This window comes from Phycisphaeraceae bacterium (assembly GCA_019636735.1).
Lineage (GTDB): Bacteria > Planctomycetota > Phycisphaerae > Phycisphaerales > SM1A02 > VGXK01.
Map to the genome: position 1 here is coordinate 175331 of JAHBWY010000005.1, position 22791 is coordinate 198121.

At 65.6% G+C, this 22791-nt stretch carries 17 protein-coding genes; 8 read left to right on the forward strand and 9 right to left on the reverse strand.

Going from position 1 to position 22791, the window contains the following annotated elements; genetic code table 11:
• Positions 1 to 2 precede the first annotated feature (2 nt).
• Positions 3 to 1031 carry a hypothetical protein gene (locus tag KF724_08765; GenBank protein ID MBX3355776.1) on the reverse strand — a complete coding sequence of 343 codons (1029 nt, stop codon included), beginning with the start codon at positions 1029 to 1031 and terminating at the stop codon, positions 3 to 5.
• 428 nt (positions 1032 to 1459) lie between these two features.
• Here KF724_08765 and KF724_08770 point away from each other — a divergent pair, with 428 nt between their 5' ends.
• Positions 1460 to 2560 carry a class I SAM-dependent methyltransferase gene (locus tag KF724_08770; protein ID MBX3355777.1) on the forward strand — a complete coding sequence of 367 codons (1101 nt, stop codon included), beginning with the start codon at positions 1460 to 1462 and terminating at the stop codon, positions 2558 to 2560.
• Positions 2561 to 2697: 137 nt separating this feature from the next.
• Here the strand turns inward: KF724_08770 and KF724_08775 are convergent, their stop codons facing one another.
• Together KF724_08775 and KF724_08780 are read right to left on the reverse strand one after the other, a co-directional pair.
• Positions 2698 to 3561: an alpha/beta fold hydrolase gene (locus KF724_08775; protein MBX3355778.1), complete on the reverse strand. Its 864-nt coding sequence runs from the start codon at positions 3559 to 3561 to the stop codon at positions 2698 to 2700.
• A 104-nt stretch (positions 3562 to 3665) separates the two neighbouring features.
• The gene (locus KF724_08780) at positions 3666 to 4625 is read right to left on the reverse strand and encodes a cation transporter (GenBank protein MBX3355779.1); all 960 of its coding nucleotides are present in this window, start codon (positions 4623 to 4625) and stop codon (positions 3666 to 3668) included.
• Positions 4626 to 4665: 40 nt separating this feature from the next.
• On the opposite strand from KF724_08780, the gene KF724_08785 reads away from it, so the two are divergent.
• Positions 4666 to 5520: a universal stress protein gene (locus KF724_08785; GenBank protein ID MBX3355780.1), complete on the forward strand. Its 855-nt coding sequence runs from the start codon at positions 4666 to 4668 to the stop codon at positions 5518 to 5520.
• Positions 5521 to 5571: 51 nt separating this feature from the next.
• Here KF724_08785 and KF724_08790 read toward each other — a convergent pair whose 3' ends face one another.
• From KF724_08790 to holA, 3 genes are all read right to left on the reverse strand, one after another.
• A complete protein-coding gene (locus KF724_08790) occupies positions 5572 to 7449 on the reverse strand; it encodes a KUP/HAK/KT family potassium transporter (protein ID MBX3355781.1) in 1878 nt (625 codons plus the stop codon).
• 250 nt (positions 7450 to 7699) lie between these two features.
• A complete protein-coding gene (locus KF724_08795; GenBank protein ID MBX3355782.1) occupies positions 7700 to 8890 on the reverse strand; it encodes a hypothetical protein in 1191 nt (396 codons plus the stop codon).
• Between the two features lie 197 nt (positions 8891 to 9087).
• Positions 9088 to 10140, reverse strand: a complete 1053-nt coding sequence (gene holA, locus KF724_08800; protein MBX3355783.1) for a DNA polymerase III subunit delta — start codon at positions 10138 to 10140, stop codon at positions 9088 to 9090.
• Here holA and astB point away from each other — a divergent pair.
• Complete coding sequence (astB, locus tag KF724_08805) at positions 10139 to 11545, forward strand: N-succinylarginine dihydrolase (protein MBX3355784.1); 1407 nt, start codon at positions 10139 to 10141, stop codon at positions 11543 to 11545. The two genes, holA and astB, sit on opposite strands and share 2 nt — an antisense overlap.
• Here the strand turns inward: astB and KF724_08810 are convergent.
• On the reverse strand, positions 11505 to 12317 hold the full coding sequence (locus KF724_08810; GenBank protein ID MBX3355785.1) for a hypothetical protein: 813 nt from the start codon (positions 12315 to 12317) through the stop codon (positions 11505 to 11507). The two genes, astB and KF724_08810, sit on opposite strands and share 41 nt — an antisense overlap.
• Positions 12318 to 13323: 1006 nt before the next feature.
• Here KF724_08810 and KF724_08815 point away from each other — a divergent pair.
• Together KF724_08815 and KF724_08820 are read left to right on the forward strand one after the other, a co-directional pair.
• Positions 13324 to 14469: a hypothetical protein gene (locus KF724_08815; GenBank protein MBX3355786.1), complete on the forward strand. Its 1146-nt coding sequence runs from the start codon at positions 13324 to 13326 to the stop codon at positions 14467 to 14469.
• A gap of 493 nt (positions 14470 to 14962) precedes the next feature.
• Complete coding sequence (locus KF724_08820; GenBank protein MBX3355787.1) at positions 14963 to 16069, forward strand: hypothetical protein; 1107 nt, start codon at positions 14963 to 14965, stop codon at positions 16067 to 16069.
• A gap of 66 nt (positions 16070 to 16135) precedes the next feature.
• On the opposite strand, the gene KF724_08825 is transcribed toward KF724_08820, so the two are convergent.
• Both KF724_08825 and KF724_08830 read right to left on the reverse strand, forming a co-directional pair.
• Positions 16136 to 16942 carry a hypothetical protein gene (locus tag KF724_08825; GenBank protein ID MBX3355788.1) on the reverse strand — a complete coding sequence of 269 codons (807 nt, stop codon included), beginning with the start codon at positions 16940 to 16942 and terminating at the stop codon, positions 16136 to 16138.
• A gap of 553 nt (positions 16943 to 17495) precedes the next feature.
• Positions 17496 to 19580, reverse strand: a complete 2085-nt coding sequence (locus KF724_08830) for a serine/threonine protein kinase (GenBank protein ID MBX3355789.1) — start codon at positions 19578 to 19580, stop codon at positions 17496 to 17498.
• 447 nt (positions 19581 to 20027) lie between these two features.
• Between KF724_08830 and KF724_08835 the strand changes: the two genes are divergently transcribed.
• From KF724_08835 to KF724_08845, 3 genes are read left to right on the forward strand one after another with little or no spacing between them, the layout of a single operon-like run.
• Positions 20028 to 21188: an FHA domain-containing protein gene (locus tag KF724_08835; GenBank protein ID MBX3355790.1), complete on the forward strand. Its 1161-nt coding sequence runs from the start codon at positions 20028 to 20030 to the stop codon at positions 21186 to 21188.
• Between the two features lie 17 nt (positions 21189 to 21205).
• A complete protein-coding gene (locus KF724_08840) occupies positions 21206 to 21826 on the forward strand; it encodes an ATP-dependent Clp protease proteolytic subunit (protein MBX3355791.1) in 621 nt (206 codons plus the stop codon).
• A gap of 43 nt (positions 21827 to 21869) precedes the next feature.
• A complete protein-coding gene (locus KF724_08845) occupies positions 21870 to 22508 on the forward strand; it encodes an ATP-dependent Clp protease proteolytic subunit (GenBank protein MBX3355792.1) in 639 nt (212 codons plus the stop codon).
• Positions 22509 to 22791 lie beyond the last annotated feature (283 nt).

The following is a 22791-nucleotide window of genomic DNA, read 5'->3' on the forward strand; positions in this document are numbered from 1 at the left end:
CGCTACTTCGCGCCTTGCGCGATCCACTGTCGCACGAGGGCGACTTCATCTTCGGTCAGTCTCGGGCCCTCGGGTGGCATCGCGAACTCATCACCCGCAGGAAGCAGCAATCGACGCAGAAGTTCGCTCTCCTCGGGCTCGCCCACTCGGACAATCCAGTGACCATCGGAGTTCTGCCGGATGACATCACTCACGCGTCCAAGTGCAAGTCTGCCCTTCCGCCGTCCTCCCATGTGGCACTCCGCACAGCGCGCCGTGAACAATGGGCGAATGTGCACCTCATAGAGAATCGCCTCGACGGTCTCACTTGAGCCGCCTGCGGCAACCGGCAGAGTGAGCTCGCCCGCGTTGCTCGACTCGGATGACTCGTGCGCCTCGCCCCGCTCCTCCGGTGACGACCGTGTTGACGGCGCAGTGGAGCGGCGCTCATCAGGGCCCTCATCTCGGTGCTCATCGCGGCGCTCTTCACCGCGCTCATTGCGGACCCGATCCGAGTGCTCATCCGAGTGCCCATCAGCGTGGTCGGACCTCTGGCCGAAGATCGTCGACCGCACCGCCTTGAAGAGCGTTTCGGTGGTGAAGCCACTGCCCCACTTCATCTCGCCACCGAGGTGGCCGCACCAAGCCAAGAGCGCGGCAACTCCAATCATGGCCAGCCTCACGATCAGGGATCCTCGGGCGTTGGTCGAGCCGTCGGCCGATCGCTTCTGCCTGCGACGCAGCACGGCCGCGGTGATGGCCACGACCCACAGCAGAATGACCGACGCGATGCCGCTCCAGCGATGCAGCGTCATCAGCGTGCTGTCATCGTCATGCGCTTCCGCAAGCAGGAGGCCCGACATCGCCGCAGGAATCGCGAAGACAGCGGCCGCCCAGAGGAGGGTGAAGCCCGTCGGGGTCGGTGCCGATCGCCTGCGCAACCAGCCCCAGCACTCGACCATCGCGGCGAAGACCCCCAGGGCCAGCGGGAAGTGAAGAACCGCAGGGTGCAGACGACCTATGGCGGTCACCCAGAGTTCAGCCGTGCTCACACTCCGATGGTATCGCATCACCGCCGAAGCAAGAGGCGACGACCACCGGCCGCGCAATCCACACACCGCATCTCCTACCTCTCGCAGCCCGCCCGACCGCGGAAGCACGCGGCGACATGTGCAGGCAGCTCCACACACACGGCAATGCCCAACTCTCGCGGCTCGCCCGACGACCAAAGCAAGGCGCGACAGCCCCCGACCGGTCAACACACACGGCATCGCCCAACGCTCACCGTCCGCCCGACCGCTGAAGCAAGAGACGACGGCCCCAGGCCGCTTGACACACACAGACGGCATCGCCCAACGCTCACCGCTCGCCCGACTTCTGAGGCAGGGGCCGATGGCTCGAGAGTCGCCGATCGGACTGCAGACCTCCAGCGACGCGACAACGCCGCTCACCCGGAGCCGCTGTCGTACCTTGAACGGACATGAGCGGCCCTTGGCAACCCTTCGACTGGTATCGCGATGTCCTCTACTACGACATCATCTTCGACCAGACCACCGACGATGAGGTCCGCTTCCTGCTCGGGGCTCTTGCGCGGCATGGCCAGACTGCTCGAAGCAAGGCGCTTGCGGCAGCACGACACTCAGGGATCGCTGCCGACGAACGCGGAACTCGACGCGGTGCAGCAGGAGCGCCGCACCGTGACAACTCCGCGATCGCTCGCGGGGAGACGCGCACGACCACCTGTGCGGTGACGCGCACGACCACACGCGAGGGCCGGCGCACGACCGCTTGCGAGGTGACACGCGCGACCGCCCGCGACGGCCCGCGCACGGCTGCTCGCAAGGTGACGCCCGCGACCACTCGCAAGGGCCCGCACACGACTTCTCCAGTTCATTGCATCCGTGTTCTCGAGCCCGGCTGCGGAAGTGGGCGTCTCATCAACGCCTTCGCTCAGCTCGGCGCCGAGGTGCTGGGTTTCGATATCGAGCCTCGCGCCCTCGAGTATGCGCGGCGCCGACTCCCACCCGGATCGCGCGCACGCCTTCAGCGTGGCCGCTTTGACGACTTTCGTGCGCCGCGCGAGTCGTTCGATCTCGCCCACTGTCTCTACTCCACGCTCCTTCACGCGACGAAGCCCGGCGAAGCCGAGGAGCACTTGCGGCGAGTCTGCGACGCCCTCGCGCCGGGCGGCCTCTATGTCATCGGCCTGCACCTGAGTGACCCCACCCGCCGCGAAGTGATTCGCGAGCGCGCCGACTGCACTCGGCGCGGCGTACGCGTCATCTACACCCTTCGCCACGGAGTACCGGATCGAACCACACGCCTCCAGCCGATGCGCTGTCGACTGGCGATTCGCCGGGCGGGGCGCACTTCCGTTCGTCGCCTCGAGAGCCAGTGGGACTTTCGAACCTACGACGAGCGCCAACTGCGTGCGCTCCTTCGAAGCGAACCGCGGTTCCGACTGGTGGCCACGCACGACTTCCACCACGATCTGGACAGTCTCAACGAAGGTCGCGATGCCAGCTTCGATCGAGTCCTCATTCTGCGCCGCGACCCGGCGCGAGCCCGTGCTCGAAAGTAGGCCACGAGGCTCTTTCGTCTCATCGACGCGCCATGACGGAGTGACCTCGCGAAGTCGTCGGGCATCCCGCCGCATCACCACACCCGCTCACCCTCGGCCCGCACACTTCTTTCGTTGCGCCCCAAGGCTCGCACCCCTCACTCCAAGTGCTTGCGAAGGAACTCAAGCACGGCGCGACGAGCCTCGGGGTGAGTTTCCTGCAAGGTGTTGTGACCGCCGCCTTCGAACGCAAGCAGCGTCACCTGATCAGGCGACGAGTCGCGGAGCCGTTCGCCATGCACCACCGGCACGAGCGTGTCATTCGCCCCATGAATGATCAGGATCGGCGTGTCCGTCGTGCTGAGTGCATCGATCGGTGCGTCGCCGTCACTGACGAACAGCCAGCAGAGGGCCCGCACGATCACATTTGGCCTGCTGCCGCCAAGGGCCGTGGCCGCCGCCAGGCGCCACGATGCAAATGGACTCTCGAGCACCGCGCACTTGAAGTCACTTCGCCGCCCAAGCAGCGAGAGCCCGACGGCGCCGCCAAGTGACTGGCCGAAGAGCGCGATACGCTCCGAATCAACCTCCGGCAGCGCGAGCATGGCATCGAGCGCAGCCACCGCGTCGCTTATGACCGCCCGTCGACCTGTCACCGACCCGTGACTCTCACCGAATCCGCGATAGTCAAAGAGGAAGAGGTTGAACCCCTGGGCGGGGATCCACGATGTGAAGTCGAGATGCCAATTCATGTTTCCGGCATTGCCGTGCACATGCAGGATGGTTGGGCTGCGCCCACTTGCATCAGCAATACCGCCCGCCAGGTGCTGCCCGGCACTTCCTCTTGCAGGAATGAACCATCCGCAGAGGCGCGTGCCATCGGATGACTCGAACCAGACGACCCGCGCCTCGGGGAACTTCGCGGGCGCAGGGGTCGGCTCGCGATAGGGGTGAAAGAAGAGACGATCGGTGCAGCCACCCACTCTGAGGAGGAGGATCAGCACCGCGATCACCGCCGTCAAGCGAAGCGGCGCCGCCCACCGCCTTGCCGGACGCGCTCTGCCGCCCGATTGGCCATGACCCGCCGAGGTGCGCCCACCCGCCCCCCGCTCTTCGGACCCGCGACTCACCCGTCACCTCGCGGGGGACAGCACCGGCACGCTTCATCGTCACAGGGTTCGACATGGGCCGTCGCATTGCCGAAGCCGAAGTGCTGCTCGATCTCATGTTCGATGGCCGAGGCTGCATCATGCGCCGAGCGGACGTCGGTGGCGTCCGGCAACCTCATGTGAAACTCCACCCAGTGCTGCCTGCCAACATGGCGAACTCGAAGCTTGTGCCAGGAACAGATGCGGGGCGGATTTCCCTGTGCACCCGTGTGGCCATCAAGCAGGCGCTCGATCTGTGCAAAGTCATGCGGATCCTGCTCGTCAACGAGATCGCCCAGCGCGCGGCGCACCACGCGCACTCCGGCGATCCCGATCACGAACGCCATCACCATCGCCGCCAGCGGATCGATCCACGCCGCGCCAGTCACACGCACCAGAAAGAGCGCCACGATCGCCGCGCCCGTCGTCGCCGCGTCGGCGAGCAGGTGCTTGCCGTCGGCATCGAGCGCCGGGCTTCCGAAGCGGCGCCCCAGGCGAAGCAGCCACATGCCCACCGCGCCATTGATCACCACCGTGCCGATCAGGAGCATCATCGCCAGGTCAATCGCCGCAGTGTTCAGTTCCCCGGAAATGAACGCCTCGATGGCCCGCCACAAAATGACCACGGCGGCAATCGCAATCATGCCCCCCTCGAGCGCCGCTGACAGCAGCTCGAAGCGGCCGTGACCATAAGGATGCGATCGATCTGCGGGGCGATGGCTCTGACGGATGGCCCACCACGCCACGCCACTTGCGACGACATTCACGACGCCCTCGACCGCATCGGAGAAGACCGCGGCGCTGCCGGAGATCTTCCACGCCACGATCTTGGTCGCGGTGAGCGCCAGCGCCACGATCACGGCGACGCTCGCCGCTCGCTGCTCCAGGCGCGCCGTGGCCAGATCGATCATCAGGGGATCGGACCGTCTCTCAGCCATGCGCTTAGCGTATCGGTCGCGGTCATGGCACAATGCTCGCATGGACCTCGCACCGCTGACGACGGTGGCCGTCGCCACCGACTTCTCCGAGCCCGCCTCGGTGGCGGTGGCGTGGGGGCATCGATTGGCCGCCCTTCATGGAGCTCGCTTGATCCTCGTGCACGCGCTGGGCGGCTCCGCCGATCATCATCTGACACCCGACGAGGCGGAGCGCGGTCTCGAAGGCATTGCGGCATCGATCCGGCAGGAGGGACTTCGCGTCGAGATCGTGACGCGCCCTGGTCAACCGGCCGAGGTGCTGCGCACGGTCGCCGAAGAGGCGGGCGCGGAGATTCTCGTCATTGGAAGTCACGGGCACGGCGTGCTGAAGCGCCTGCTGCTCGGCTCCGTCGCCGATGAGCTTCTGCGCACGGCCAAGTCTCCGCTGCTCGTCGTCCATCCGCGTGACGGTCAGCGCACCATTCAGTTCCGCACCGCCCTTGTCGGAATTGACTTCAACGACCCGGCCCAGCGCGCTGCGGAACTCACTCTGCGAACGCTCGAGCGGCGTGAGGAGAGTCGACTGCTTCTGCTCGCCGCCACGCAATTGCCGATGACCTTCGTCGGCCCCGACGCGCCAGCCATGCCGTTGATCGAGGTCACCGAGGTCAACGACGCCGCGCGTGAAGGCATCGCGCGCCTGACGCACAAGCTGGGCGGACACGGCCTGAGCGTCGAAGGCCTCGTCTGCCCCGGCGCTCCCGCGGAGGCGATCGTCGACACCGCCGAGGATCGTCGCGTCGACTTCGTCGCCGTCGGAAGTGAGCCCCGCAGCGGCGCCTCGCGCATGCTTCTGGGGAGCATCGCCCGCGATGTCGTTCATCACGCGCTATGCCCGGTGCTCGTCGTGCGCTGAGCATTCGAGGTCCGGCGCCCCCCCCGATCGACCGTCCGTGAGAAGGCGCGATCAGATCTCGACCTGCGTGCCGAACTCCACCACGCGTTGCGGCGGCAGATTGAAGAAGCGAATAGAGTCGGTTGCGCCGCGCGACAGGCTGGCAAAGAGGCGTTTGCGCCACCGCGCCATGCGTGTGTCGCCCGTGGGCAAGACGACCAGTCGCCGCGCGAAGTAGGTGGTCGTCTCAGGGTCCCACTGGATGCCATGCGCACGGAGTCGCTCGAGCAGCTTCGGCACATCGGGCGACTCCATGAACCCGAGTTGCACCGTCACGCGCCAGAAGCCGTCGGGTAGCCACTCCACATGCACCTTGCGATGTTCGGGCACGACGGGCAGGTTCGTCGTGACCACGCTCAGCAGGATCACCTGCTGGTGCAACACATGCGAATGCTCCACGAACGCGACGAGCGAGTAGGGTGTGTTCCTGTTGCCCGCTAGGAAGACGGCTGTGCCCGGGACTCGCGGCACCACTTGTGACCAAAGCGTCGCGAGGAAGACATGGATGTTCCGCGTGTCGTCGAGCAGCTTCCGCGCGACCAGCGATGACCCCTGCATCCAGGTGAGCATCACGATCGCGCCACTGAGACCGATCGCCAGTGCGAACCACCCGCCGTAGGGAATCTTGAGCAGATTCGCACCAAGGAAGAGAAGATCAGCCGCAAGGAAGATCGATCCGATGATGGCGATGTAGCGGCGTCGCCAGCGCCAGAGGCGCCGTGCAACCACCATGAACATGATGGTCGTGATGCACATGTCGGCGGAAACTGCGATGCCGTACGCGCCCGCCAGACTGGTGCTGCTCTGGAAGAGGAGCACCGTGACCACGCAACCGACCGCCATCAGGCTGTTGATGGAGGGGATGTAGACCTGACCCTCCTGCTCACTCGACATATGCAGGATCTGGATTCGCGGCAGGTACCCGAGGCGCACCGCCTGTCGGGCCACGCTGAAGACACCGCTGATCATCGCCTGGCTCGCGATGATGGCGGCGGTGGTCGCCAGCACCACAAGCGGGAGCCGAAGCGCGACCGGCGCCATGTCATAGAAGGGGTTCAGAATGGCCGCATCAAGCGCCTCGGGCGACGCCTGCGACGCTGCGAGCAGATGCGCTCCCTGCCCGAAGTAGTTGATGATGAGCGCCGGTCCCGCGAGGCAGTACCACGCCATGCGGACTGACTTCAGCCCGAAGTGTCCCACATCGGCGTAGAGCGCCTCGGCGCCCGTGACCACCAGGAAGACGCTTCCAAGGATCACGAAAGTCTCCCAGGGCGCCGTGCGCACGAGATAGAGCGCGTACCAGGGATTGACGCTCGACCAGATGCCGGGGTTCTCCCAGATTCCCCCAAGCCCCAGCACGATCAGCGTCGTGAACCAGACGATCATCACCGGACCGAAGACACGACCGATGCGACCGGTCCCGAACTGCTGGACCGAGAAGAGACCCAGCAAAATGCCGAGCGTGACGGGCACAACCGCCGGTTCGAGATCGGGGTTGACCTTGACCAGTCCCTCGACGGCCGAGAGCACCGAGATACTCGGCGTGATGATCCCGTCACCGAAGAGCAGGCCTGCGCCGAAGGCCGCGAGCGTGCCAAGGAACACAACGGACTTCGAGCCGCGCTTGCTCAGGCTGCGCGGAATCAGGGCAAGCAGCGCGAAGAGGCCGCCTTCGCCTCGATTCGTCGCCCGCATGACGACCGTCAGGTACTTGATGTTGACGACTGTGACGATCGACCAGAACACCAACGACAGGATGCCGCGGATGAACTCCTCCTCGACCGCCCTCACCTCCTGACCGTGGAGGTGAATCTCGATGCACTCCTTGATGGCGTAGAGCGGGCTCGTCCCGATGTCGCCAAAGACGACGCCAAGCGCCGCGATCGACATGAGCGCGAGAGCTCGCCCCCGAAGCGGCTGGCCGCCACCGTGTCCATGCAGCGGTGGATGCGCCGATCCGCCCCCGACCCCATGACTTCCTCGGGGGGCCGCGGAGCCGTCGTCGCGCAGCGACTCCCCGGTGTTGGGCGATTTGTCGGATGGCCTTTCTGGCGACTCTCCCACGCGTGTTCTCGTCCCGCGCTCGTAGGGGGACGCATGGTAGCGACCCGGTCAGCGCGCAGGGCACCGCGCTGCGCGATCAGTTCGGCAGTGATCCTCCCGATCGATTGGGCGCCGAAGGGCTCGTCGGGGCGCCACCCGTTGCAGGACCACTCGAACTTCCGGGGCGAGCCGCCGCGGCCACCATTCGGAAGGGCACGCTGTGCTCTGCGAGAGCGCCCGTCTGTTCATCGCGAACGCGGATCTTGAGCGCATAGGCGCCTACGGAGAGTGCATCCGGAATCGTGACCGTGTGGGTCACAAAGAAGTCCTTGCGCTGTGTGGCGACGAGATCGGTCATCGTCTGCCAGTCGCGGCGCCATACAGGGACGCCATCTCGCTCGGAGAGAATCGAAAGCTCGACCGAGAGTTCCGTCTTCCACCCTTCGGCACCCAGCTCGACGCTGCGATAGCCATCGACCTCGAAGTAGAGCGCGAAGCGGGCGCCTGAGTGCGCCACGAATTCGCGCGGCTCGATCGCTCGGAAGACGCCGAAGCCATCGACCTGCGTGCAGAGCTCACCTCGCGGAATCCGAAGTCGCCTCGCGCCGCGCATCTCATGCGAGAGACGCTCGACCGCGCGCGCAACGGCCTCGGGGTCGTCACTGCCGGCGAGCTGTCGCCCCAGATCGCGGCAGAAGCCGTGGAAGCGGGCGAGCACCCGGCGCTCATCCTCGGTGAGATCGGGAATCGCTTCCGCATTGAAAGGCCGATCCGGTTCCGCAATCGAGAGCGCCGCGATGGCCATGAGTGACCGAAGCGGCGTGTCTTCACGAGTCGCGTCTCGATAGAGCGCCGCCGCCGTGGCAGCCAGCGCATCGGGAGTTTCAGGCACGCGCCGAGGTGGCGTTCCGCCGGAATCGGGCCACTGCCGTCCGTCGAGATCACGATCCACGGCGACTGCACCTGTCGATCGATTGTCCGACGCATTGCGAGCGCCGCCGGCTCCCGTTCCAAGCGCATCAGCGAGCTCGGGCCCCGAACCGATGGCACCCGCTGGTGTGACTCGGTCGCTCTGATTGGATCCGAGCCCTCCTGCCTCCGAGCCACTCGAGCCTCCGGCGGGCGGCATAGACACTCCGACCTCTCGTCCACCGGTACCTCCAGTCGCACCCGTGCCGCGCCGCGCCGCAGACATGCGCTGGAACTCGGCGAGATCGCGCTCCGCCTGTTCAGCGATCTGCTCCGGCGTCATGGCGCCGATTGGCACCGCACTGTCGCCACCGGCCATTGGATTCTCTCGCTCCGTATCGCTCGCGCCCACCGCGCGGGCGGCGCGATCATCCGCTGCGGGCGTGCTTCCGCCGCTCGTGCACGCACTCAGTCCGACGATCACCAACAAGCAGCACGCCCCGGCCATGGGCGCACGCACACTTCGCGAGCTGGCGGCACTTGGGTGCCCCCTCCGAAGCGCGGTCCTTGAAGAAGTCATCGCAGCGCCCCACCGATGGTGACGAGCAATCCCTCGATGGTCCGGCGATCATCGCCTGAGAATCCGCTTCGCATTCGAACCTCCGTGTTCAACGCCGTGTCGAGCAGCTCCGCCGCCCGACGACTGCCGATCGATCGCGCCGCTCGGAGCACCGCGTTGGACTGCGGTCCCCAGAGCCTCAAGGAGCGCGCAATCTCCGCCTCGCTCTCACCCTGCTCTCGCAGCTTCGCCGCGTCATGCAGCTTGCGAAGCAGGTCGGTCACGCTCCAGGCGATCATGACTTCCGGTGCCCGACTCACGCCCAGGAGATCATCGAGCTTCTCAATGACCCGCCGAGGCGGGCCCTCGAGCAGCACCGATTGAATCTCCCACGCTTGCTCCTCGCGGGAGAGGCCGACGAACTGCCCCACCAGTTCCCTGGTGATCGTTGCACCATCGCCGCCCCCCGCCGCGGTCGCGAGCTTCTCCAATTCGGCGTCGAGTCGGGCCAGATCAGTGCCCGTCTTCTCCACCAGAAGCCGGGCTACGGACTCATCGACCTTCGCCCGATGCGCCTTCTCCGCGCGGCGCATGCACCAGATGATCACCTCCTCTTCCTTGGGAGGTTCGCACTTGATGACCGCGCCAATCTTCTCGACCAGCTTGTCGAAGTTGCCCGGCCTCCATGTTCCCGTGGTCCGCATCAGGAGCGTGGCCTCGGCCATGGGGTGCTCGGCATATCGCTCCATGGCGCGGCGGCGATCCTCCGACCCCATGAAGAGCTCGGCCCCGTCGAGCACCACCAGCTTGTGCTGGCTGATCAGGCCGAAGGTCTGAAGCTCGTCGAGCACGGTCGCGAGCGGCGTGCTCGCACCATCGAAGTCGAATCGATCGAACGCGCCGAACTTCTCCGTGAGCGCCGCAATGAGTTGTCGGGTTCGCTCCTGGCGAAGGAATGCCTCCTTGCCGTGGAGAACCACGATGCGCATCGAAGCATCGGGCGTCGCTGAACCGGCGCTCCGCGCCGACGACGCACCGGCGCCGCTCCTCCGTGAAGGCGCCTTCGCCATGCCCGCGATTCTACGCTCACTCCGCCAGTGGCTGCCCGCTCATTACACTCCGCGCGTGCCGGAGTTGAACCTCGACGGAATCGTGGGCCCCACCCACAACTACGCGGGACTGAGTCTCGGCAATGTCGCGAGCACGCTGAACCAGGGCGTCGAGAGCCACCCCCGCAAGGCGGCGCTTCAAGGCCTGGAGAAGATGGCCGCTGTTGCGGCACTCGGAATCCCCCAGGGCGTGCTTCCCCCCCATGAGCGACCCCATGTCCCCACGCTTCGCGCCCTCGGCTTCACAGGAAGCGATGCCGATGTGGTGGAGCGCGCGGCACGAGACGCACCGACCCTCCTGGCGTGCGCCTCGAGCGCCAGCGCCATGTGGACGGCCAATGCGGCGACGGTAACCCCCTCCGGCGACAGCGGCGATGGACGGGTCCACTTCACACCCGCCAATCTCCGATCGATGTTCCATCGGAGCATCGAACCCCCCACGACAACCCGAGCCCTACGAGCCATCTTCACCGACCCAAGTCTCTTCACCGTCCATGATCCTCTGCCATCAACGGGGCCCTTCGGCGATGAAGGTGCCGCCAATCACACGCGCCTGACGCCAAGCGCCATCGCCGGTGGCGAGGTGAACGGCGTCCACCTCTTCGTGTACGGCGCCGGTCTGGACCCCGCGGCGCCGCGCCCGCGCCGCTTTCCCGCGCGGCAGGATCGCGAGGCATCCCTCGCCGTGGTTCGGCGCCACGGTATCGCCCCCGATCGCGTGCTCCTGGTGCAGCAGACACCCGAGGTCATTGACGAAGGCGTGTTTCACAACGATGTGATCGCCGTGGGGAATGGCCACCTGCTTCTTGCTCACGAGGATGCCTTCCTCGGTGGGGTGGATCAGGTCGAGAGCGCGCTGCGCGAGCGCCTCGGAACGGCCCTTGTGGTCGCGCGGGTCTCTCGAGATGAACTCTCGGTGGCCGAGGCGGTTTCCACCTACCTCTTCAACAGCCAGTTGCTCACCTGCCCCGACGGCTCCATCGTGCTCGTCGCACCGAGTGAGTGCGAGGCTCATCCCCGCGCTCGCGCGGTCATCGACCGTCTGGTGGCCGACTCCCGTGTGCCGCTCTCAAGGGCCATCTTCAAGGATGTGCGCGAAAGCATGCGCAACGGAGGTGGACCTGCGTGTCTGCGTCTCCGCGTGCCGCTCACGGAGCAGGAACTGTCGCGCGTGAACGCGGGCGTGCGCTTCACTCCTGAGGTGCACGCCCGCCTTCTCGAATGGATCGAACGCAGCTATCCGGAGACACTCACTCCGCGGGAGCTCGGTGACCCGCGCTTGCTCAGCCATGGCCGCGACGCGCTCGATGCGCTGACGCGCCTGCTCAACCTCGGTCCGATCTACGACTTCCAGCGCGCCGGATGAGTCCGCCAACCAGCACGAGCGCCAAGGCTCCGGGCGCGGGGATGGTGACATTGGCATCGCGCATCGCGATCGTGAACCTGACCTCCTCGTCACCGCCGGAACCACTTCGAATGCCCTGAATCTGGCCTGTGAACGACCAGTTGGCAGAAGCGAGATCGGTCGTCGACACGAGCGTCTGATTCCAGAAGCCGTTGGAGTTGCCGGGGCCGCCGGTCGACGGCGTCACGACACCCGAAGTGAACGCGCCATCGGCCACGGCAAGTTCGCTGTTGAACGCGAGGTTGCTGAACTCAAGGCTCGACCCGCTCCGCGTTGCGCGCGCCTCGATGAGCAGCGTGTTGAAGCTCGCGCCGGGCGTGATCCCGTTGAGCGCGCTCTGCACCGTCCCACCGGGGTTCGACTCGAATGCGCCCCACGCCTGAGTCGTGGTCGATCCGCTGCCAAGGTCTGTCAACTGCCAGATGAGGCCCTGGCCTGCGAGATGAGTCAGCGTGAACTCGTAGGTTCGCGAGGACATCTGGTTGTTGTTGCCCAGATTGGCCCCGATGAAGTTGGCGGTACTGCCCGTTCCCTTGCCGTTGTCGAGCGACATATCCCAGTTGGAGTTGGACATGCGGTACTTGACGCTCGCCGCGGTACCGTTGAAGCCGTCGATTGATGGAACAGCGCTGTTGATGTAGAGATCGGCGTGCGCGGTGCCACCAGCCCCCATCGAGATGATGGCGGCAGTGAGCGGAGCGAGACTTCGGACGAGGGAAGGAATTGAACGCATGGTGCATGGCCTCCGATTGGCGGGCGACGGCGTGCGCCGCCAAGGTTCAACTACTCCCTTCCAACACCGGCGTGTGCAAGCCGTTCGCTGGCGGGCGATGTGGAGCGTGCCGCCTGCAAGTTCCGTGCCGGTCATGACGCTGTTGTCCTGAACGGACGCATTTCCCTACTTCGATCGACCCAGCAGGGCCCCGCCGTCATGGCACGCGCGATCTGCGCTGCTCGAGAAGGTGCGAGACCTTTCACGATGCCGTCCCCTCGCAGGTCGTGCGCCTCTAACACCAATCCACTAGCGCAGACCTTTGGCTCCATGTCTTGAAGGCGCGTGACGAAGGCGTTAGATCCCCGTGAACCCTCCGGGGACACCGGGCTGCGCCGAGAGGATGCGCCGCCGCGATTGAGTCCTGGGGTCAATCTGTGCGAGGTCGATCTGAGGATCATGCCGACACGCGTACGAGAGAAGTTCACCTGGTCTCCGGACTCCGTCCTTCGCGCCCTCAACCCGCGCCGCGCACGCCTCGCACTTGTGTCTCATCGTATTGAGCGATGTCTCGGCCGCCTGTGCATCAATCCAATCCGAGCGGTGCGGGTCCTGCGGGCGATTGCGCCTTCGGGCGGCCGCGGGCTGGCGCCGTCGATCGTGATCTTGATCATTGCAGCGGCGACTCCCGGTTGCTGCGATGGTCGCTCCGACACGGTCAGTGCCGACGATGTCTCCGCCGCCGAGGCACCCGGGACCGCTGCGATGGGCGAAGTGGTCTCTCAAGCGCGCAAGCCTTCATTCCATAAGGTCGTCATCGCCGCTGAGCCTTTGTCTCGCCAGGTCGACAGCCCCGGCGAGCGTCCGCGCCGAGCACCCGGCCAACGGCTGACTCATCTTGTCGTACACCTGGAATGCACTGATCGGGATTGCATCGATCAGCTTCGACCCGGTGACCCCGTTCACCTGTTCATCTCGGCCCGCCGAATAGGAACTGCGTCAGTCGCTGCACATGTGGAGCCTCCCCATGTGGATCCTTAGCATCTTCGCGACAATAGTTCTTGTTGGGTGGTCGCCCGACGACAACCTGGCAATGCCCCAAGGTGATTCGGCGCAGTCCGCTGCGGTTGTGGCGGTCACGCTTCCGGCGTCAGTGCGTCAACTGGCGCAAGGCGGACTCTGTCTCGTCGTTGACCCCGAGCTTGCCCAATGGGTCGTTCACTCGGCGGCCACGCGAGGTGTCGACGAGCCTGCGCTCGAATCGCTCAGGTTGCTCGTCTCGCACTATTTCTTGACGCTCTCCGAGTTCAGCGAGCGCGTCGACCAGAGTGTTTCGAACCGGCAGATTTCGAACATCAGCACAGAGATTGAGCAAGCCACCACAGGCCTTCTTGAGTCCATCCGAAGTGTGCTGACGGAGTCTGCGACCACGACGGTTCAACTCCCGCATCTGCTGCATCACTACGCCACGGCACGAAGTGCCGGAGGTGTCCATCTTGGCAATGCACTCGGCGAGTATGTGGACCCGCTCGAAATCCTCTCCGGACTCCTCGCCACTCCCGAGTGGCGCGCCGCCATGCGAAACGAGCAGGGAGCAACCGCCGTCGCTCACATCGTCGAGCTCTGTCGACATCACCATCGTCAGGATATGGCATCGGCAGCAAAGGCTCGCGCCGAGCTGCGGTCAGCGCTGAGCACGGATCAGTTGGCACTCGATAAGGACAATCGACGCGGGCGGACCGCCCAGATGCGAAGTGCGATGCTCATCACGCTTGGGATGACCGTCGACGGCTTGATGGCGGATACGAACTTCATAATGCTGGGGGTCGACTTCAGACTCGAGTTGGCCTACGCACAACTCGGAAAGTATGTTCCGCCTTCTCGGGTCATCGCCCGGAGCGCTGCGCACTCCGTCGAGGGCCAGTGCACATCGCTGTGGAGTTTCCGCGAGGCTGCATCCGCGTGCGAAGCCCTCATTCGGGAGCTGACCACACGCCGCCGTGAACTCGAACAGGAGCCCGCGACGGATCAGCTGCCGAAGGCGGGGCGCGGATTGAAGCGCGCGTGGACTCGCGTTCTTGAATCACATGGCCACCACGCACCCGGCGGATCGGTGCTTCTGGAGCGTGCCGACTGCCCGTGGACACAATTCTTCGACTGGACATCTGATTGACGGAGGCCTTCTCTCTCCGGCTCGCGCTCCAACACCAACGGGAGCACCCATGCAGCAACAATGGCACTGGCGACGCGGCACCGCGATTCTCGGGGGTCTGCTGGTCATGGCGGTCGCGATCGCAGAACCGCCCCCCCTCTCGCCGACGGCGGTCCCGGCAGGTACGGCACCAGCGTTCACCCATCACAACGGAATGGTCTGTCCCCCACCGGGCACGGGAGCGCGATGCAGGGGTCAGTTGGACTTCAGCGCATGGGGCGTCAACACCGCATGCGACTACTGCCTCGCGCCGAAGGTCAACATTTCGTGCCAGCCCCAGCCGAAGTCAACTTGTGTCGATGCTGTGTACAGCGACGGTGACCCGAGCTGTGGGGCGCACATGGTTGGGGGAACGGTTGATGTCAACGGTCGCTGCGTTGGTGCCGTTCCGAGCGGCAACATGTGCGTCCGTCGATTCTGCCAATAGGACCGGCTTGTATCCCTCCCAAGCGTCATGATTCGCAGACTGCATCTCTGGGCTGTCAGCCTCGTGCCCGTGCTCATGCTCGCGGCAGGTGTCGCGGCGGACAGTGAAGTCGCGACGCGTGCGGACGGACAACATTCTTCGCAGCCAGCGCCTGAGACCGATCCGCCCGAGACGACCAACAACGATGGATCGGGGCCATGCGCTCTGATTGACCGCGCCACCGAAGCGCTGGGCCACCGCTGGCTCGGCACCATGCGAGTCCGCTTCGAGTGGTTGTCCTATGGACCGAAGGACGCCCCCATTCGACCGCGCGACCAGGTCTCAACATGGACGGTCTTCGCCGACAACGATGGGGTCTGCTTCACCAACGAGGCCACCGGCATCCAATGGTGGGTCACCGACCATGAGCACTGGCGACTTGATCCAAGCGATCGGACCGCCGTCATTCACTCCGCGCCCGCAGAGCCTTTCGAGGAGATGTGGTGGCTGTTGACCCAATCCGAAGTGGGCAGTCCTGCAAGTGTTCGAAGGTCGCTGCTTAAAGACCTTGCCCTTGCGCGAGTCACCGCCACGACCGGAAATGCCGAGCAGTGCCGCCTGACCTATGAGTTACCCGCTGAAGCCGATCTGGCCAAGCGGATCAGTCCCGAACCCGAATCCGTCGCGCCGTGGGAGTATTCGATCTCGTTCCAAGTCGATGGGAGAACTCGCGTAAGTGGCTGGTCGCGCACCGTGCGCGTGATGAGAGACGGAGTTCCGTTCACGGTGTCCCAGATCGATGTCGCCGTGGTGGCTTGGCGAGACTTCGAGCACGGCTTGGTGCCCCAAGCCGTCGAACGATCGGTTGACAATGAGGCTGGACACGGGAAGACGCGACTCGAGGTCCTTGGGTCGGACTTGCCGAGTGCGCCACAACGCCTCTCGATCGAACCGGGATGGCAAGTGACGGAGGTTGCCATTGGCGCCACATACACGGTGGGATCCCGCGATCTGTTCGTGCGCGGCTTGCGATATCGGCTCCCGGCACCACTCGAGACGGTGCCACTGCGAGCTCGACTTGCCGAGTTCCTCCGTGATGCGCTTCCCGATCCGCAGGACTCGCCCCCAGAGGACGACGGCGCAGGGGACCAATAGACCGATCTGCGGTCTGTCGGCCGGGCGCACCATGACCTGTGCGAAGCGGAATCCTCGACGCCGGATTCACTGCGCCGTCGGAGACGCCCCGTCCACAATGTCGAAGATCCAGCGCCAGAGGTCGTCAACCTCCGGCCAGAGTTCGCCGCCCGAGCCAGCGCGGGCCATCAGGAGGTCGCACGCTCGCAGCGCTCCCGCATCACATGCCATGGACAAGGAGTCGATCGCCAAGTCGCGCAGCCCGGCGCAACTCGCCAATGCCGCCGCCAGCGCCGCGGTGCGCACCTCGTCGCGGTCGAAGTCAGACGCGATGCGCTGAATGACCGTGCACGCCAGGTCTCGGTCGGACCCGCCGCGCCCTTCACGGCTCGTCAGCGCCGCGTCACGCAGCAGCAGCTCGAAGATCTCGCCCGCGAGATAGGCGCGCACCACCTTGTCTCGCTGCCAGAGACAGACCGCGACTTCGCCGCCCCATCCCCGGATCACCGTGACCTCGTCGGCGATCTCGTCGAGAATCTCCTCGGTCAGCGGTCGCAACGCGGTGTTCGGATCGATGCCATGCACCGCCATGAACCGCAGCGTCGCAAAGACGGGGTAGCCATCGCCCATCACAATGCCAGGCGCGTCGACGGTGGCTTCAGGCCGCCACGGCTCGCCTGCTCGCTCCCGCACCACGCGCACATCGGCGATCGCGCCATTGGCTCGAATGAACCGAAGCTCGAACAGATCGTTCGACACGCTCCCCACCATCGCCAATTGCCGTGACGCCTGCGGCGCATCGGCCTCGGCGGCAGACCCGAGCGTGAGCACGCTTCGCAGCAATGGCCACATGGCAAACACGACTCCAGCGCCCAGAAAGAGCGCGCCGATCATGAGAGCAATGCGGGACCGCTTCAATCGAGTTCTCCGTTGGAGAGCGTACGCTGTCGCCGCCGCATGACGACCCCGCCCGCCGATCCACCGTCGGATGCGCCGCCACCTCTCGACCGGGATGCCGTCGCCCGCCTGCTGATGGACCAGCGGGCGGTGATTCGCCGCCGACTCTCCAGGATGATTCCCGGTTCCGCGCGCGCTCTCTTCGACACCGACGAGGTCTTCTCCACCATTTGCCGACGCCTCGATCAGATGATGGCGTCCGGCCATGTCGAGTTCCGCTCCTCCGAAGCGCCGCTTCGCATGGCGCAAGTGGTCGGCCGCCGCATCGTCGCCACGCGATGGCGCGATTGGGTGACCTGGCTTCGACATCGCGACAAGCCGATGCCCCAACCTGATACCGGTGACGACGACTCCGCCGAAGCGATCGGTGACATGGGCCAGCACTCTGCAGTGCTCGGTGCACTCGGGTCACTCTCCAGTCAGGATCATGCGCTCCTCCAGGCTCGACTGGCAGGCGCAAGCTGGGAGCAGATTGCCACCATGCTCTCGATCAATCCCGGGGCGGCTCGGCAGCGGCTTCAGTCGGTTCGCCTGAAACTGCTGGCCGCCATGAGCGCTCCGCCATCGCCGCCGTCAGGAGAGCGCGCTGCGTCCGAAGAAGATGCACAATGACATCCCGCTCAGCGGCCTCGTGCTCGCGAATTGAGGCGTCGAGCTCGACCAGTGCGACTTCAGGAGAGGGAAGCCCCGCTCGCACGCGCCCGCCGCGCATGCCTTCGGCCACCGCCCGGGCCGTCGCACCGCGACGCACTGCCTCGGCGATCGCGCGAAGCGGATCGCCCGGCGAAAGGAGTGTTTCGAGATCGGCCCCTCCACTGCGCATGACAGGAGCGGGGTCGCGCCCCTGGCTCAGCAGGAGTGCCGCCAGCGTGGTGCGCAGAACCAGCGGTTCGATCTGCGTCGCTTCGCCATGACGCGCTGCAATGATCTGAACTCCCGCCAACAGCGAAGCGAAGCGCGCCCCCTCCGGTCCCGCCATCCACGCATCGAGTGATGGCCCCACGGTGCGCCCCGTTCCAAGGATCTGCGGCGTCCGCGCGAGCATCGCTCGGGCTTCGTCTCGATCGATCCGAAGTGAGCGGTCGAACCGGCTCATCGCATATCCGATGGCGCGATCACTGCGCGCCGCCATCAGCGTGTACTGCGCCCCGCGCGTCGGCGGCGGAGCAGGTGCCATGATGGTGTTGACCAGCGAGAGCGTGAGCAGCGCCGTCGCAAGGACTGTGAAGGCAATCGCCGTCCGTGGATGCTGCCTCCACCACGCACCAAAGCGACCGCGCCAAGGCAGGCGTCGGCGCCGTTCGTCCGTGAGCCACTGGTCGAGCTCCTCCGCGAACGCTTCCGCATCGCGCGGTCGCAGCGTCGGGTCGAGGTCGATCGCCCGCATGACCAGCCGCGCCACGCTCCGTGGAACGGCCGCCGCACCCAGAACCGCCATGCGCCAGGCGGCAGGATCGCTCCGACCTCGCAGGAGGGCATCGATCTCGCTGCTTTCGCGACCGTTCGCGCTCACACCCGTCAGCAGCCAGAAGAGGATTGCTCCGAGCGCATAGACATCGAGCGCCGGGTCGACTTCTCGCCGTGGATCCGCCTGCTCCGGAGCCATGAAGCCAGGTGTGCCGCGGAGCACGCGCTCGAACGGGGCCGCGGCGCCCGCATGGGACGCCGAACCGAGGTCGACGATGCGCACCACGCCGTCACTTCCCACCATCAGGTTCGACGGACTCAGGTCGCAATGCACCACTCCGGCCCGATGTGCAATGCCCACGGCATGTGCAAGTGAGGCCACCAGTCGGATCGCTTCAAGCACCTCGGGCTTGCCCGTCGACTCGACATGCTCGCGCAGCGATGCGCCATGCACGAACTCCGTGACCAGGTAGACCTCGGCATCGTCGCTCACGCCACTGTCGACGAGCGCGACGACCGCCTCATGGCGAATGGCTCGAAGCAGGCGCGCTTCCTCGATAGCTTCATCAAGCTGCGCCTGATCACTCGCACGACCGAGGATCTTGACGACCACCTGCATTGGTGCGCCCGGCTGACTCAGGAGGTGATCGACGGCGCGGAAGACCCGGGCCGGCTTTCGTGAGCCCAGTGACTCCACCAGTTCGTAGCGACCGCGACCATCGGGCATGGGGCGTCCATAGCGCGACGGCAGCGAGCGCTCAGCGACAGGAGCGAGCGGCTCGTGGGCGGCGCCGCTCGGACCAAAGAGCATGCTGATCGTCGCCGTCGACTCGATCGTGCTGCGCAGCTCCGGGTGGTTGGCCGACAAGCGCTCCACCGCCCGTGGCATGGGTGTTCCTGCCGCCGCTTCGGCACGAAGCGCACCATCGATCGCCGCGTCGATCGCCAGTGGCCGTCGCGACGCCTCGCCGATCACGGGCAGGTAGCGATCGAGCGAGACCGGCAATCCACGAATCAGACGATCGGCGACATCTCGATCAATGGCGTCGGCGAGCGCTTCATCGCCGAGGTTCCCCGGCACCGCGAAGGGAGCATCCCACTCGGCCTCCATCGACGGGTGGCCGGCCTTGTGGAGGTCGGGGGGGATGGGTCTTGAAGCGGCGTCCATGACCAGTCCATGCGCAGAACGCCCACGGACAACACGGGGGCCTTCCATCCATCGACGGAATGACAACCCTGCCCATGCATTGTGACGGCCTGATGAGACCGAGGCGACCCGGAGTCAGCAATCAAAATGGAGTTCGCTGCCGGGTGCCGCGTTCATCGCGGTCACCCGGCACCGTAACCCGTTTTTTGGACCTCTGAAACCGACGGTCTCCACACCAACGGTTCTTCGATCCGCGGCATCGTGGCCGCCCCGCGGAAGGGCCTCAACGGGTTCGGTACCCGCCGCCGTGCCCAATCCCACCCCATTGACGCGCCACGCAGCGAAGTGTCAGCCGGATTTTCCGATGCGCCGTTTAGAACGTTCTAGGGCTTGTATTATAGGGCATTGCTTTCCGGAGGGGCCCCTCTACCATTCGTCGTGGGCGGGCCGGAGCCCCAGAGGCACTCATTGCACCACCTTGAAGTCATCGAGGGTCCGGATGCTGGACGCCGCTTCGAGCTCCCGGCACCTGAGCCGCAGCTCATCGGCCGCTCAACCGAGGCGCTGCCATTCACTGACCCCTCGATCTCGCGACGACATGCCGAACTCACGCCCAGCGCGGGCGAGTGGTGGCTGCGGGATCTTCATTCATCCAACGGCACCTTCGTCAACGGCTCTCCCGTGCTTGATGTCGTGCGGCTTCGCCCCGGCGATCGAATCCGCTGCGGCGACACGCTCATGCGGGTGATGGAGTCTCCCGCCGGATCGCGCCTCGACACAGGTCGCATCGCGACGGACGCAGCCACGGTCGCCGCGTCATCGGCTCCAGGTCCAGAGCACCCTTCGCCACCCGGCGCCAGCGCCCTGCGACTGGCTGCGATCGGCGAGACCATCGCGACGCTGAGTCACAGCATCAAGAACATCATGCAGGGGCTGCGCGGCGGTGCGGACGCCGTTGAACTGGCCATCCAGCGCGGCGACATCGAGCGCGCCCGTGAAGGTTGGCCGGTGCTCGCGCGCAACCTCGATCGCGTGCTTGCGCTCACGATGAACATGCTTGCCTATGCGAAGGATCGACCGCTCGACATCGATCTGGACCAGCCGAACACCACCGTGCGCGAAGTCGCCGAACTTCTCGGCGCCGCGGCGCGGCGCAAGCGACTTCGACTCGAAGTCAATCTCGACCCTGCGATGCCGGCGATTCCCGTGGACTCCGCCGCGCTTCACCAGGCCCTCGTCAACCTCGCCACGAACGCCATCGAAGCAGCGCCTGATCGAAGTGGCGAAGTCCTCATCCGCACACGCTTTCATCCCGCAGGACCCGCAGGACCCGGACATTGCGAAGTCACCGTCGAGGACAACGGTCCCGGCATTCCGGCGAGCCGTCGTGGCGATCTCTTTCAGCCCTTCGTCAGCACCAAGGGACAGCGCGGCACGGGGCTCGGTCTCGCGGTCACGCTCAAGTTGGCGCAGCAGCATGGCGGCTCTGTCGTTCATGAGGATCGTCCGGGCGGAGGCACGCGCATGATCCTCAACCTTCCCGCCCATTCGGACGATCTCGACTCCGAGCGCACGCGCGCACCGAAGCCGCTGGCTCACGGAGAACTCGGCATCTCGTTCGAGGAGTGATTATGATTCGCCGCCCCATGCCCACCATTGACGACATGCTCGCTCTCCCCCCGCTGCGCAACGCCATCACCTACCAGCGCACCCGGGAAATGAGCATCGACGAGCTCCTGCTCGAGAACCGCGTCGTCTTCCTGATCGGCGAGATCAACTACTCCTCCGCCGCGCGGGTCATGATGCAGATGCTCTACCTCGAGAATCAGAAGCGAGGCCAGGACATCAACTTCTACATCAACACGCCCGGCGGCAATGTCGATGACACGCTGGCCATCTACGACACGATGCAGTTCATCTCGAGCGAGGTCGCGACCTACTGCATTGGTCGCGCCTACTCCGGTGGGGCGCTGCTGCTGGCGGCGGGGCACGCGGGCAAGCGACACATCCTTCCTCACGCGAAGGTGATGATCCACCAGCCGTGGGGCGGTGTCGGCGGTCAGACGACGGATATCCAGATCCAGGCCGAGCAGATCATCAAGGACAAGCGGCAGCTCAACGAGATTCTGGCCCGACACACCGGCCAGAGCGTGGATCGGATCGCCAAGGACGGAGAGCGCGACAAGTTCTTCTCCGCCGAGGAGGCGAAGTCCTACGGGCTGGTCGATGAGATCGCCTCGTTCCCGGACAAGGTCCTCAAGAAGTGATTGATCCGCGTTTCACCCGACCCCGGTGCACCACTCCACAGCCATGAGCCTCATCCCAATCGTCATCGAGAAGACCGGCCGCGGCGAGCGCGCCTACGACATCTACTCGCGACTCCTCACGGATCGCATCATCTTCGTGGGTGGGCCGGTGAGCGACCAGATGGCGAATCTGGTCATCGCCCAACTCCTCTTCCTGGCGAACGACGATCCGAAGGCTGAGATCAGCCTCTATGTGAACAGCCCCGGCGGCAGCGTGACGGCGGGCTTGGGCATTGTCGACACGATGAACTTCGTGCCCTGCGAGGTCGCGACCTACATCATCGGCCAGGCCGCGAGCATGGGTTCGGTCATTGCCGCCTGCGGCGCAAAGGGCAAGCGCTACGCGCTGCCGAACGCCGAGAATCTCATGCATCAGCCGCTGATCGCCGGCGTGCTCGAAGGGCAGGCGACCGATCTTGAGATCGAGGCCAAGCACATTCTTCGGATGCGCGCGACGATCTACGAGCTCTACTCGAAGGCGACCGGTCAGAGTCGTGAGAAGATCGCCGAGGATTGCGAGCGCAACAAGTGGCTCACCTCGCAGGAGATGCTTGAGTACGGACTCATCGATCGGGTTCTCGACCGTCTCCCGCCGAACCCCGCGAAGAGTGCTCGCGCCGAGCGAACCGACTCGGACGAGTGACGCAGGCACCACCGCTGCCGTGCATGACACGGTCGACGCTCATCGCCACCGTGGAGCGATGCTGATCTCGCCGCGCTCAGGCCACGAGGTTGTCGGGCGTCGCAACGCCTGACGACATCTCTCGCGCGCAGCACGCGCATCGCCTGTCGTGAGGATCGGCCGTGGCGGCGCACCCGGGCGGCGCGTCGCTTGACGAGACCTTTCGCACGCCCGCGCATCGCAGGTCGGCAGGTTCCACTGTGGTCGCTCACCCGGGTGTCGCATCGCTGGCTGCGACATGGGC